The organism is Vibrio sp. JZG120, assembly GCF_053890955.1.
In genome coordinates this window covers 637,401-651,594 of record NZ_JBSRRK010000001.1, presented here as the reverse complement: position 1 = coordinate 651,594, position 14,194 = coordinate 637,401, and the positions used below count along the sequence as shown (strand labels likewise).

Below are 14,194 nucleotides of genomic sequence, written 5' to 3'. Positions count from 1 at the left end.
GCTTACCCAATTTCTACACAATCTAGCAGCTCTTGCACGACGCGTTGGTGATCGACTCCGTCTGCTAGTGCATCGTAGGTCAAAGAAAAACGGTGGCCCAGTACAGACGGAACCATGGCTCGCACATCATCAGGAGTGACATGGTCACGTCCTTGCATCCACGCATACGCACGAGCGCATTTGTCTAGTGCGATGGAAGCACGAGGACTAGAGCCAATCTCAATCCATTTTGCTAAGTTTGAATCGGCATAACGCTCTGGCTTACGAGTCGCCATCACTAACGCGACAATGTAGTTCTCCACTAGGTCTGATACCACGATGTTTGGTAACTGACGGCGCGCTTCTAGCACCACGTCTGGCTCGATGTGTTTTGGCGTAACAATTTCGCTGCTGGTTTCCGCACCTAATTCTTCACTGCGCACCAAACGAATGATGTCACGTTCAGCGTCGTCTTCTGGGTAATCGGCGGTAACCTTCATGATAAAACGGTCCATTTGCGCTTCTGGCAGCGGGTACGTGCCCTCTTGTTCTACTGGGTTTTGCGTTGCAAGCACCATAAACAAGTCTGGCAATACGTGAGTTTTATCGCCTACCGTGATTGTGCCTTCGGCCATGGCTTCAAGCAGTGCGGCTTGTACTTTGGCTGGCGCACGGTTGACCTCATCGGCAAGCACTATGCTGTTAAAAATTGGCCCTGGTTGAAAATGAAGTTGCGGCTTGCCATCCAACTCTTGATAAACCTCGGTCCCCGTCACGTCTGATGGTAAAAGGTCCGGCGTAAACTGGATTCGCCCAAAACTGGTGTTTAACAAGTTGGCCAACGATTTTACAGAACGTGTTTTTGCCGTTCCCGGCAAACCTTCTAGAAGAATGTGCCCGTTCGTTAATAACCCGATGACTAAAGCTCGAACCACGTGGCTTTGTCCAATGACGCTTTTTTCTGTTTGTTCGATGAGTTCTTTTATCGCTTGTTGTGCGTGGTTCATAGGGTACCTTTTCAGTGGTTTAAGCCGTCTTTTCAATAGTTAAGTATAAGAACAAATGAAATAACTTAAGGTTATATTCACTATGCTATCTTTGCGGTTCTTCAGATTGGAGAAGCTGTGCAAGACCAACCAACATCGGTAACGCGTAATCAAAGAACATTTTGATTCCCGAACACAGATAGTTTAGTCCAGCCTCGCCATTCGGCGTTTTGATCAGACGGTTTTTCGGACACTCGCCCCAGCAATAAGGCAAGTAGGGACACTGCTTACAATACGTCGGCAAAGATTCGCGTTTTGCCATGCCAAAGGTGTATTGTCGTGTAGAGAAGGCCATGTCATTCAATGAGTGTTCATGAATGTTGGCGAGCTTGTATTCTGGGTACACATAGTGGTCGCAACTGAACACGTCGCCATTGTGCTCAATCGCCAAGCCTTTGCCACAAAACTCAGCTGTCACGCAAAGCTGAGACGGTTTCCCCATTACTTGCGCTACCGCGGTTTCAAACAGGTTAACCAGTACACGGCCAAGATCGTTATTCACCCATTCTTCAAAGGTCGCCATTAAAAAGCGTCCCCAGTCTTCAGGATCGACCGACCAATCCGTCACAACAGACATTGGATGACCCGGTTTCGCCAGATCACTGCCTTTGGTTGGGATCATCTGTTCGTTCCAAAACTGCGGTGCGGTTGTTTGGAAGTCGTTCGCTTCAACCACCGGTGCAAACTGAATGTATGTCACACCCAATTCTTGGGTTAAAAATCGATACACTTCGAGCGGGTATTTCGCATTGTGACGATTCACCGTCACCAACGCGTTGAATTTCACGCCATGCGCTTTGAGCCTATCTACCGCTTTCATCACCAGATCAAACGTCGGCTTACCGCTGCGGGTTTTGCGATATTTGTCGTGCAGCTCTCGTGGCCCATCAATCGACAAGCCAACTAGGAAGTTGTGCTCTTTTAAAAACGCACACCACTCATCGTTTAGCAAAATGCCGTTGGTCTGAAGGTCGTTTTCAATGCGAACGCCTTTCGGCTGATGTTTCTTTTGCAGAGCTACGACATTGCGGAAATAGTCCAACCCAAGCAGCGTTGGCTCCCCACCCTGCCATGAGAACACAATTTCTTCGCCATCCTGACTTTCGATGTAGTTTTTCACGAACGCTTCCAATGTAGCGTCGTCCATTTTTGGCTGCTTTTCTTGGTGCAGTAGATTTTCTTTATGCAGATAAAAGCAGTACTGACAATCGATGTTGCATTTTGCTCCGCCCGGCTTTGCCATCACATGGAATCGACGGTCATACGCGCCCGAAACCGGTGCTTTAGAAGCCGTTTTAAGAGGAACAATAGGCATGGTAGTAGAATGGCGAGGGGAAATCTTACTCATACGTTTCTCACTATTAAATATACCCAAATAACCTCGTAAGCGTAGTGCAGTAAGCGGGAAGCTATTTGGGTATATAGCGCTCCGAAGAGCGCTATGGATTATCGATGTTCTTTATTACTTAGAAGACTTAGGTACGAATGAACCTGCTTCCATGCGAGGTGGGAACTCTTTAAACGTACCCATTACCTCTTTCACTTTCTCTACCGCTGGCATCATTAGGAATGAACGCTCGTACATCCAACGAGAGTAACCCATACCTTGGTCACCACGTTCGAATGGGTCGATGCTCAAGTCGAAGATCAATGGAACACGAAGTTTAGTGAATGGTTTACGCCATACATCCATACCCGTTTCATTCTCTTGAATCATAAAGTGGAACTTGTACTTTCCTTGGCGTAATGCCACAAGATCACCGTCATCGCTCCAGTAAACGAACTCATTACGAGCAGATTTGTCTGATTTACCTGTTAGATATGGCAGTTGGTTATAACCGTCTAGGTGAACTTTATAGTCCATATCACCAACTTTCTTACCTTTTAGTAATTCATCTTTAACTTTGGTGTCACCCGCAGCAGCAACCAATGTCGGGAAGAAATCCTCTAATGACATCATGCCGTTGAACGTTTTACCTGCTTCGATGTTTCCTGGCCATTTAATCAACATCGGCACACGGAAACTGCCTTCCCAACCAGTGTTTTTCTCTGAGCGGAATGGTGTCATCCCTGCATCAGGCCACAAATCAACCATAGGACCGTTGTCAGTGGTGTAAACAATGATTGTATTGTCATCTACACCCAACTCTTTGATCTTATTAAGTAGCTGACCGATTTGATCATCGTGCTGCTTGACACCATCCGCGTAGAAACCAGCACCTGTTTTACCTTGGTATTCTTCAGGAACATGCGTGAAGTTGTGCATGCGAGTGGTGTTAAACCAAGTAAAGAACGGCTTATCCGCTTTTACTTGTTTTTCTATGAAGGTTTCCGCGGCATCAAGGAATTCACCGTCAACATTTTCCATACGCTTACGCGTAAGTGGACCGGTATCTTCAATTTTGCCGTCAGCGTAAGAGTGGATTACGCCACGAGGGCCAAATTTCTTCTTGAACTCTGGATCTTTAGGATAATCCACGTTCTCTGGCTCTTCTTCCGCGTTCAAGTGATATAGGTTGCCGAAAAACTCATCAAAACCGTGGTTGGTAGGAAGGTGTTCGTCTCGGTCGCCTAAATGGTTCTTACCAAATTGTCCGGTTGCATAACCCATTTGCTTAAGCACGGTTGCAATCGTTGGATCTTTTTCCGAGATACCTTGCGGAGCGCCTGGTAAGCCCACTTTTGATAGACCAGTACGTTTTGGCATTTGACCAGTAATGAATGCAGAACGGCCTGCTGTCGAACTTTGCTGTGCGTAGAAGTTAGTGAACTTCGCACCTTCTTTAGCAATGCTATCGATGTTCGGCGTGTTGTACGCCATCATGCCTTGGTTGTAGGTACTAAGGTTCCAGTAACCAACATCATCACCAAAGATGACAAGAATGTTGGGTTTGTCCGCTGCGTGTGCAACTGCAGATGCAGCGCCTAATGCTAACGTACATGCGTTAAGTACGAGTTTTTTACTGCTCGTTTTGGTCGCATTTTTCATATTATCTCCAAGAGTTCGCTAGTGCGTAAAAATGGTATTCGCTTTTCAATACCATTGTTGATATAAGATAAAGCACTAATTTCAGGCGATAAATGCAGTCAGAATTAGTTAACCTATAAATTAAATTTATGAGTAACGTTATGGACTTGAATTTGATCCAAACTTTTCTTGTTGTCGCGGAGTTCCAATCTTATACGAAAGCCGCGGAACAATTGGGGCTGACACAACCCGCTGTGAGCGCTGCAATAAAGCGTTTAGAACAAGTGGTCGATAAGCAATTATTTGTCAAAAAAGGGCGAGGTATTGCACTAACATCCACCGCCTATCAACTGCTACCGCAATTCCAGCAAGCGGTTAATATCATTGATAATGCGATATCCGATAAGAATCATTTTGAAGTGTGTTGTTCCGAAATTTTATTGCACATTATGGACCCGATAAAGAACACTATTTTTTATGAATCGCCACCCGAAAAGTTCTTATTATTTGAGCTTCTAAGACAACAAAAAGTCGATCTTGTCATTGATACTGTTATCACAAAAGATGCCGCATTTATTATTGAAGATGCCTACGAAGAAGAGGCGGTGATTATCTGTCGTGAAAATCATCCCCGCGTGCAAGGCTCGCTCTCAAAAGAACAGTTTTATGAGGAAACTCACTGTTTGTTTTCAGGGAAATGGAACAACATGAGCGGTTTTGAACAGCTATCCCAAGAAACTATTCAAGAGAGAAAAGTCGATTTGATCACATCTTCGCTTGCTGGTATGGCGTTGTACGTCGCGCAACGCGATTGTTTAGGCTTAGTGTCTCAATCTTTTGCAAACAAATGGAGTAAAGCCCTTAAGCTTCAAGTTCTGCACTGCCCTATTTCTATATGCGCTATCCCTTACAAGTTTGTTTACCACAAGCGAGAAATGAACAACCCTGCTCATATTGCGCTACGTGAAAAAATTAAAGCGAACTTAACGGCTGCCCACTACGAGCCAGTTTCCTTGTAGACCTTATTGATTCGCATTTTCTTTGTCATTCGTTGCTCTTAAAGCTTCTATTAGACGGAAAAAAGAGGCTCATATGAGCCTCTTTTCTATATGGTTGCATCGTATTGCTTACGTAGCACTAGCCTACTTATTTGGGTTCTCTTTTAATTTCTCCATCACCTGATCGAGCGAGAAGCTTGCCGCTTTTTGCCTTGGTGGGAACTCTTTAAACGTTTCGAGGAATCGTCCTACGTAAGCTTGGGCAGGAACCAGCATATAAGCACGGTCTAGCATCCAATCATAGTAGGTGTTGGAAGTGATATCAGCGACTTCGTAAGGATCCATACGTAAGTTGAAGATCTTAGGAACTCGAAGTGTGGTGAATGGTTCTGCCCAAATGCGCAGCGTACCTTTTGCTCGTTGCTCCATGAAAACCAGTTTCCACTTGTTATAACGAAGTGCGGTTAAGTCTCCATCATCCGAGAAGTAAAAAATCTCTTCACGCGGTGCTTTCTCTTCTTTGCCAGTTAAATATGGCAGGAAGTTGTAACCATCGAGATGCACTTTGAATTTCTTACCATTCGCACTATAGCCTTTGAGTAATTTCTCTTTGATACTGTCATCACCCGCGGCAGCAACGAAAGTTGGCATCCAGTCCATATGGTGCATGATATCATTCGAGACAGAGCCAGCTTTAATTTTACCCGGCCAACGTACCATCGCAGGGACTCGATACGCACCTTCCCAGTTAGTATTTTTCTCTCCACGGAATGGCGTTGTGCCTGCATCTGGCCACGAGTTCATGTGTGGACCATTATCGGTTGAATAAAAGACTATCGTGTTGTCTTTTATGCCCAAATCGTCCACTTTTTTCAGTAGTTGGCCGACATGATTATCATGCTCAACCATACCATCTGCATACTCACTGATGCCTGTTTTTCCCGAATTCTCTTCTTTCACGTGGGTACGGAAATGCATACGCGTTGCGTTCCACCAGACGAAGAAAGGTTTTTCAGCTTTGACGGCACGATCCATAAAATCGAGAGCCGCATCCAACGTCTCTTCATCCACGGTTTCCATACGCTTGCGAGTCAGAGGCCCGGTGTCCTCAATTTTGCCGTCAGCGTACGAGCGAATAACACCTCGTGGACCAAATTTTTTACGAAATTCTGGATCTTTAGGGTAATCGACGTTTTCTGGTTCTTCCTCGGCGTTCAAGTGATAAAGGTTGCCAAAAAATTCATCGAAGCCGTGGTTAGTAGGCAGGTGTTCGTCTTTGTCGCCTAAATGATTTTTACCAAATTGACCCGTCATATAGCCCATCGGCTTCAACATTTCGGCAATGGTGGCATCTTCTTCCTTCAAGCCAAGATCTGCGCCAGGAAGCCCTACTTTACTTAAACCCGTTCTAAGGACGGTCTGGCCGGTGATAAAAGTAGAACGGCCCGCAGTACAAGATTGTTCACCGTAATAATCCGTGAACATCATGCCCTCTTTCGCGATGCTGTCTATGTTTGGTGTTTTGTATCCCATCAAACCGAAGGTGTAAGCACTGAGATTGGACTGGCCAATATCATCACCCCAAATGACGAGAATGTTAGGTTTCTCTGCCGCGATACTGCTACTTGTCGCGCTAATTAAGGCGGCGGCAAGAATCGCTAATCGACGTTTTACGCCATATTTCGCTGTCATATAAACCTCTGTGTGTATTAGAAAAGAGCTTCCTGCAACAGAATGTATAGTCTAGAAATAGTGGATAAGCGAATCTTAGAAATAAGAACTTTAGAGACATTAACAGCTGCTCTAGTCCCCAAAATAGCTGATTATTTACTTTAGAAATTGTGGTAGTACTTATTGATTTGGCGATTTAAATTGGTGCTCGTTCCCTCGTAGAGTTATTTCTTCCATATCAGAATTTTGATATGACTCCGACATATTGCATTACAAATAAAATACAGCATTGATTTCACATCAACATTAATGATAATAGTTTTTACTATCATTAATAATTAAAATGCCAATATGTTTGAGTCTACCCTTTCGTCTGCTCCTAAGACGGCAGCTTCCGATAACGGTCTCAATAATGAATATGAGCTCGTACTGGACAAGCACAGCCATACTGTGATGATAAATCGTCCGCCAGACAAAAAGTTAGTTCAGCTTACACGCGTTCAATTCGAGCTGCTCCGTACTCTGACTCATTATCAAGATCAAGTACTTAGCAAACCTTTCCTTTATGAAACGGTACTGAAGCGCACGTTCTCAGAGCATGACCGCGCACTCGATATGCACATTAGTAGAATAAGAAAACGACTGGCTAGCGAAGGGATTAAAGCGGATCGAATTCAGACCGTTCATCGACAAGGTTATGTATTTAAGCATGCGAAAAAGTAAAGAAATCGCGGCGAATTGCTCCAACTTTTGGTAATTGACCGCTTATTTTGCTTTAATTAATGCAAATTCTAATCACGTAAAATAACTCAATGAATTTGCGCTTAATTTTTATACTTTGCATTGCTACATTGTTTGCTGGCTGTGCAACCTATGCGGGCCTTAACTATGACCAACTGTTTGGTCCACAGCTCGTTCGTGAACGTACGGCGGACGTGGCTACACCTCAAGCAAACTTCTTCCAAAGCGAAGTCAAACCCATTATGGATAACCGCTGTGTCGTCTGTCATGCGTGCTACGATGCACCATGTCAGCTTAAGCTTTCTTCCGTTGAGGGTATTGACCGTGGCGCGAGCAAAGCACTGGTATATGAAGGAACAAGACTTACTGCCGCCGCGCCAACACGCTTATTCGAAGATGCAGAAACAACCCAAGAGTGGCGCGATGCGGGTTTTCATCCGGTACTTAACGAACGTGATCAGAGCATGGCGGCCAACATTGATGCAGGCCTCATTGCACGTTTGCTACAACAAAAAGAACGCCACCCGCTGCCTGATCAAGTCCAGTTAGAAGGTTTTGATTTTTCGATAGACCGAGAACAAACCTGTCCAACAATTGAAGAGTACGAACAGTACGAAAAAGATAACCCAACCTGGGGAATGCCTTTTGGTATGCCAAACCTATCAAACAGTGAATACCACACACTGATGACTTGGCTGGAAAACGGCGCGATAATGAACGTTCACCAACCAATTAGTGAACAAGAGCAAGCTCAAATTGACAAGTATGAGACTTTGCTCAATCGCGCTGATCTAAAAAATCAACTGATGGCTCGCTATATTTACGAGCATTTGTTTTTGTCTCACCTCTACTTTTCAGAACTCACTGAAGATCCTCGATTCTTTACGTTAGTTCGTTCTTCTACTCCACCGGGGCAACCAGTAAAACGTATTTCAACACGTCGCCCGTACGATGATCCCGGGGTTGAGCGCGTGTTTTATCGAATTATTCCAGAACAAGGGACGATTGTAGATAAAACGCACATGCCGTTCGCGTTAAACAAGCAACGTATTGAAAACTGGAACACATGGTTTATCGATGCTGATTACACAGTTAATCAACTACCGAGTTATGAACCTGAAGTTGCTGCAAACCCGATGACATCATTTATCGATCTTCCGGTTAAATCACGCTTCAAGTTTATGTTGGACAATGCACAAAACACGATCATGGCTTACATTAAAGGGCCTGTTTGTCGTGGCCAACTTGCATTGAATGTTATCAATGATCGCTTTTGGATATTCTTTCTAGATCCAGATAAAGCAGATATCCCTGAAGTAAATGAGTTTTACCGTTCTCAGGCTGATAACCTAAGACTGCCAGCAGAGCAGGAAAGCAACACGCTGCCTGTTACCAACTGGGTTAAATACGCCCGTCAGCAAGCTCGCTACCTAGAAGCCAAGTCTGAATTTACCAATAACTGGTTTAAGGAAGGCGAAAACCTATCCACCGACGTAATTTGGGACGGTAATGGTACCAACCACAATGCGGCATTAACGATTTTCCGCCACTTTGACAGCGCGTCAGTCGTACAAGGGTTAGTTGGCGAGCAGCCGAAAACGGTATGGATTCTTGACTACGCGTTACTAGAACGCATCCACTATTTGCTCGTTGCTGGGTTTGATGTGTACGGCAACTTCGGCCACCAACTCATGACACGAATGTTCATGGACTTCTTGCGTCTGGAAGGCGAAAGTAACTTTATCTCTTTGCTGCCAACCGACATGCGTCATGAACTGCAATCAAGCTGGTATAAAGATCAAAGTCCACAGTTAAGTGACTTTTTACAACGCAACGTGAAGCCATTTAACCAACCAACCAGCGTCGAGTACAAAACTGACGATCCAAAAACAGAGTTAGTCGAGTTGCTTAGAGAACGAGTTTCAGATGTTCTTCTTCCGCGCTACGAGGTTAAAGATACTGAGCTTTCTGCTCAAAGTGAAAAGCAGCTCCAACGTATTGGCCAAGTTCGTGGAGAAGGCCTGAAAACCGTTCCGCAAATCACCATGCTTATGGTGAGAAGCCAGTCTGGAAAAGATGAGTTATTCACCCTACTTCACAATAATGCGCACACGAATATTTCTAGCTTGTTTGATGAAGAAAGCAACCGCGACTTTGCTAACGATGATATGACCATCGTACGTGGCGTTGTGGGAAGCTACCCAGCGGCATTTTTCTCGATCAACGAAAATCAAGTAAAAGAATTTGTCGATCAATTTAGTGCCATCCAAAATGAATCCGATTACGTTAAGTTGTTGGATAATTTTGCGATTCGCAGAAGCTCAGAAAAATTCTGGCCGTTTAGCGATCGTCTGCACAATTGGTACCGTACAAAACAACCGATCGAATTTGGATTACTTGACTATAATCGTTTTGAGAATCGATGATGATTTAAGGGGGTTCTCATGGGTATCCGAGATAACATTGCCGCTCTTGAACAACAGATTTACGTTGCTTGTTCTGAGGGAGACTACGAAACGGTCAACATGCTTGAGCATCAACTCGAATACTTGCGTGGCAAAGTGGAGCATCCTTTTGATGACGACCCTTATGCCCTAGACACTCGATTCGAGTGGGAAGATGACATGACCGAATAGAAAAAACCTCCGGCTTGCCGGAGGTTTTTGTTTTTGGGATGCAATTTATTTACTTCGCCATCAACTCATCAAGAGCTTGAATTGATTCAGACACTTGAGACACCAATTGATCTTTAGTCGCCATGTAGGTATCTAAAGGTTGAGGCGCAGCTTCAATTTCTTGGCAAGAGTTCATTAATGCCGTAAGCCCTAAACTCCCTGCGCTGCCTTTTAGTTTGTGAGCAAGGTTCTTCACTTGTTTACTGTCATTACCACCAGCAGACGCTTGCAGCTTGCTTAGTACATCGGCACTGGTCGTTCTAAACAGATTAATGATGTGCAACATCTTCTCTCTGCCCAAGATTTTCATATCGGACTCAATCACGCTCGGGTTAATGATGACCACATCTGATTCCTCTGTTTTAGGGACTTGAACAACCTTTGATTGTATCGCTTGTTCTTGAGACGAAGTTTGATCAAACGGGGTACAGTCGGCATTTTGTGGCAATAACAACGGTTTTCCATCCAGCACATCCTGAATCAATGCCGCTAGTGCTTCTTTTGCCAATGGTTTAGGTAAATACCCGTCAAAACCTGCAGCTAAATAGCGCTCAACTTCTTCGGCAAAAACGTGCGCAGACACTGCGATCATAGGCGTAGCAGCAAGGGCTTTATTGGCTGGTTTGTTACATTCAATTTGTTTTAAACGTTGGATTAACTCGGTTCCATCACAGTCTGGCAAGTTGATGTCGACTAAAGCGATATCAAAATCCTGCGTGCTGATCAGTTGCTCTGCCTGTGAACCGTTTTCTGCCATCACGACCTGGTGGCCCATGCTTTCTAAAAAGCCTTCCGCAACCACTCGGTTTACTTCATTGTCTTCTACCAACAAGACTTTCGCTTTCACTTTGCAGCGCGCGGTTGCCACTGCACCGGTTTCAACAGGCTCACTTTCCTCTAATGGAATGGAGAACCAGAATCGACTGCCATCTCCTTCTTCAGAATCGACTTCTAAAATACCGCCCATCGCTTCAATAATTCGTTTACTGATGGCAAGGCCAAGCCCCGTTCCTCCAGTTTGACTCATCCCACCTTCGGCTTGCGTGAAGGCATCAAACAACGTTCTCTGATCTTTTTTGGCAATACCTATCCCGGTATCTGATACTTCGAATAGGACTTGCGACTCATCCTCTGGGTTGAGGCTCACATAGATATCAATTTCACCTTCGTCAGTAAATTTAATCGCGTTTCCGACGAGGTTGTTCAGAACCTGACTGATTCTGGTGACATCCCCTTTCCAATAGCGACTTACATCACTTTCAATATGATAGGAAAACAACAGCTTCTTCTCTTGAGCTCGGCTGTTCATTAACTGGAAAGTGTCTTCAACCATTTGGTGTAAATCGAAGCCCATGTGGCGAATCTTTAAATGCCCTGCTTCAATCTTGGAGTAGTCCAGCACATCATTCAGAATCGCGAGCAACGTTTTACCACTGCGGTTAATGATTTCCGCATAACGCTTTTGAATAGGGTTGAGGCCGGAGTCAATCAACAGACGTGCTGTTCCGAGCACTCCATTCATCGGCGTTCTGATCTCATGGCTCATGGTCGCCAAGAATGCTGATTTAGCTCGACTCGCTTGCTCTGCTTGCTTACGAGCTTTCGCGTGATTCAAAACCTCTTCATTCAAACGGCGGTTCGCTTGTTTTAACTGTGAAGTGCGTTGCTCAACGAGCTCTTCCAAATGCTCTTTGTGCTCTTCGAGCTCTCGCTTGGCTTGAGCTTCTCCCTCTGCGACCACTTTTAGCGCTTGCGCTGTATTTCGAGCCGTGATGATAGCTTGCCCCATATGTGCTAGCTCATCTTTGCCTTTTACTTCCAGCTCGACGGCTAAGTTACCCTGCGCCACAGAAAGCAGCGCGGCAGAGTACTCTGCCAATCGCTTAACCACAGAAAGGTATACAACACGCCATAAAATCAGCACCAACACAATCAAACCAACAATTGAAATCACCGTTAGAGACCACTGAGCGAATTTCAGCGTGCTCGTCAATTCATCCACAGCGACGGTCGTCGTTTTGTTTGAATCATCAACCAATTTATTTACGGTACCATTCAGTTCCGAAAACAATTCCAGTGTCTTTTGCATCAGTTGTTGAGATTGTTCATTATTCTCATACTGCTGCATCAAAATAGTGAACACGACTTGACGCTTACCGAGCTCTGTTAGTAGTTGGCTCATTTGTTTGGAGCGAGTGGGATCTTCTACGGCCAGAACACGGCGCTTCATGATTTTGAGATTACTTTCAAAATCACTTTGCACCTGCTGGATTCGCTCAATATTGGTTAATGTGCGAGCCTCTTCAATTTGATTCAGCATTTTAAAAGCCAATAAGTGCAGCTCATGCAATCGCTCCGTCAGATCTAGATCCACTTCCACCAGCGCATCTAGTGCCTGATAAACTTGCGATTTTTTATTCGATTCTAATAAGTCATAGATGTGTGTGACGTTAGCAACGGCAATGGTGCTCGTGTTCTGAACTTGCGTGCGAGTTAGCTGTTCCAACTCTTCACTCAGTAAGCGCATCTCTTCGACACGAGTATCAATCTCTTTTGCCAGCCACAGCTTTCTTTCAACCGAAACACCAAGTTCTGCCAAGTTGTCGATAACGTTCTGGACGTTATTCTCGAGATCTTCTAGCAATTGAGAATCAAACGACTCACTCCCCAGCTCTTTGATATGAGTAAGCAATGATTCGAGCTGTTCGAAAAGCACACGTCCAGACTCTTTTCTTTCCTGCTCGTTTCTTGCGTTTGATAACAGTTGTACAGACGAAATGATGCGAGTACTCAACTCAGAGACTTGCCTCGCTTCAATCATGGCGGGAATTGCAGAATCCACGACATTTCTTTCCGTCTTAGCAACTAAAGAAAATCCAGACACACCAATAAGTGCCGATAACATAACCAGCATTGCCATCGCAATGAAAGACAACAAGAGTTTACGACCGATGCTTGCGGTTGCTAGCAACATATTTTCATGACCTTAATGTTCGTGTTCAGCGACATATTACGTTATATTTTGCAGTGTTTACTTAATCTATGCCAACGAACTTCATTTCATGGTTAAAAATCAACACGCATTTCGCACAATTTTCAAACATTCAGCAGTCACATTAGCCCTTGTCGCTTCTTTACCAGTGGTTGCAGCAGAAAAAGTATGTGCCATTTACCCTCACCTAAAGGATTCATACTGGTTATCCGTAAACTATGGAATGGTGTCCGAAGCGAAAAAAGAAGGCGTCGAGCTGAGAGTCCTTGAAGCAGGCGGCTATCCAAACAAAACGCGTCAAGAGCAACAACTCGCACTGTGCAGCCAATGGGGAGCAGATGCGATTGTCCTTGGGACCGTGGACCCACAGGCCTATGAACATTCGCTTAAGAATTGGGTCGGAAACATTCCTGTCTTTGCTACTGTGAACCAACTCGATCTGGATGAAGAGCAAAGTGAGCTGTTAAAAGGTACGGTCGGTGTTGACTGGCACTGGATGGGATACGAAGCAGGAAAATATCTGGCTGCTCGCCATCCAAAGGGATCAGGAAAAACAAACATTGCCTTACTTTTGGGGCCGCGTACTCGTGGAGGTACGAAGCCCGTGACTGCCGGATTTTATGAAGCGATCCAAGGTAGTGATATCAACATCGTTGACTCGTTTTGGGCAGACAACGACAAAGAGTTACAGCGTAACTTGGTTCAACGTGTGATTGATATGGGAAATATAGATTATATCGTTGGCAGCGCGGTTGCGATTGAAGCCGCTATCAGTGAACTGCGTAGCGCAGGCAAAGCTGAGGAGATCAGTTTGGTTTCTGTATACTTAAGTCATGGTGTTTACCGAGGACTATTGCGTAACAAAGTGCTCTTCGCACCAACAGATAAAATGGTGCAGCAAGGCAGGCTTTCCGTCATGCAAGCAGCGCATTACTTAAGGGGTGAAGCGTATGACAAACATGCCTCACCAACGATCAAACCACTGACTCCGAAGACACTTCATGACGATACGATCGAAGAATCGTTATCTCCGTCAGAATATAGGCCGACATTCCGTGTTAAGGCTGTTGATTGAAAGACAAAAAACGTGTTCTATTGAATAACAACAATTTTAAAATCATACA

10 protein-coding genes are annotated in these 14,194 nt (G+C 44.8%); 5 read left to right on the top strand and 5 right to left on the bottom strand.

What is annotated here, in order from left to right; translation table 11 throughout:
* Positions 1-2: 2 nt before the first annotated feature.
* From ACWPOD_RS02745 to ACWPOD_RS02735, 3 genes are all read right to left on the bottom strand, one after another.
* Positions 3-986 (bottom strand): AAA family ATPase, encoded by a 984-nt coding sequence (locus ACWPOD_RS02745; RefSeq protein WP_167427426.1) that lies wholly within the window; start codon positions 984-986, stop codon positions 3-5.
* 85 nt (positions 987-1,071) lie between these two features.
* Positions 1,072-2,373 (bottom strand): anaerobic sulfatase maturase, encoded by a 1,302-nt coding sequence (locus ACWPOD_RS02740; protein WP_167427425.1) that lies wholly within the window; start codon positions 2,371-2,373, stop codon positions 1,072-1,074.
* A gap of 114 nt (positions 2,374-2,487) precedes the next feature.
* Positions 2,488-4,014 (bottom strand): arylsulfatase, encoded by a 1,527-nt coding sequence (locus ACWPOD_RS02735; protein WP_006742790.1) that lies wholly within the window; start codon positions 4,012-4,014, stop codon positions 2,488-2,490.
* A 140-nt stretch (positions 4,015-4,154) separates the two neighbouring features.
* Here ACWPOD_RS02735 and ACWPOD_RS02730 point away from each other — a divergent pair, with 140 nt between their 5' ends.
* Positions 4,155-5,012 (top strand): LysR family transcriptional regulator, encoded by an 858-nt coding sequence (locus ACWPOD_RS02730; RefSeq protein ID WP_174856108.1) that lies wholly within the window; start codon positions 4,155-4,157, stop codon positions 5,010-5,012.
* 123 nt (positions 5,013-5,135) lie between these two features.
* Here the strand turns inward: ACWPOD_RS02730 and ACWPOD_RS02725 are convergent, their stop codons facing one another.
* Entirely contained in the window at positions 5,136-6,683 is a 1,548-nt protein-coding gene (locus ACWPOD_RS02725; protein WP_074190583.1) for an arylsulfatase, read from the bottom strand.
* A 330-nt stretch (positions 6,684-7,013) separates the two neighbouring features.
* On the opposite strand from ACWPOD_RS02725, the gene ACWPOD_RS02720 reads away from it, so the two are divergent.
* From ACWPOD_RS02720 to ACWPOD_RS02710, 3 genes are all read left to right on the top strand, one after another.
* Complete coding sequence (locus ACWPOD_RS02720; RefSeq protein ID WP_456231542.1) at positions 7,014-7,385, top strand: winged helix-turn-helix domain-containing protein; 372 nt, start codon at positions 7,014-7,016, stop codon at positions 7,383-7,385.
* 89 nt (positions 7,386-7,474) lie between these two features.
* On the top strand, positions 7,475-9,829 hold the full coding sequence (locus tag ACWPOD_RS02715; protein ID WP_031780574.1) for a fatty acid cis/trans isomerase: 2,355 nt from the start codon (positions 7,475-7,477) through the stop codon (positions 9,827-9,829).
* Positions 9,830-9,847: 18 nt separating this feature from the next.
* Positions 9,848-10,039 (top strand): hypothetical protein, encoded by a 192-nt coding sequence (locus ACWPOD_RS02710; RefSeq protein ID WP_005376565.1) that lies wholly within the window; start codon positions 9,848-9,850, stop codon positions 10,037-10,039.
* 49 nt (positions 10,040-10,088) lie between these two features.
* Here the strand turns inward: ACWPOD_RS02710 and torS are convergent, their stop codons facing one another.
* Positions 10,089-13,052 (bottom strand): TMAO reductase system sensor histidine kinase/response regulator TorS, encoded by a 2,964-nt coding sequence (gene torS, locus ACWPOD_RS02705; RefSeq protein WP_456231541.1) that lies wholly within the window; start codon positions 13,050-13,052, stop codon positions 10,089-10,091.
* 43 nt (positions 13,053-13,095) lie between these two features.
* Here torS and torT point away from each other — a divergent pair, with 43 nt between their 5' ends.
* Entirely contained in the window at positions 13,096-14,145 is a 1,050-nt protein-coding gene (gene torT / locus ACWPOD_RS02700) for a TMAO reductase system periplasmic protein TorT (protein ID WP_456231663.1), read from the top strand.
* The last annotated feature ends 49 nt before the right edge of the window (positions 14,146-14,194 follow it).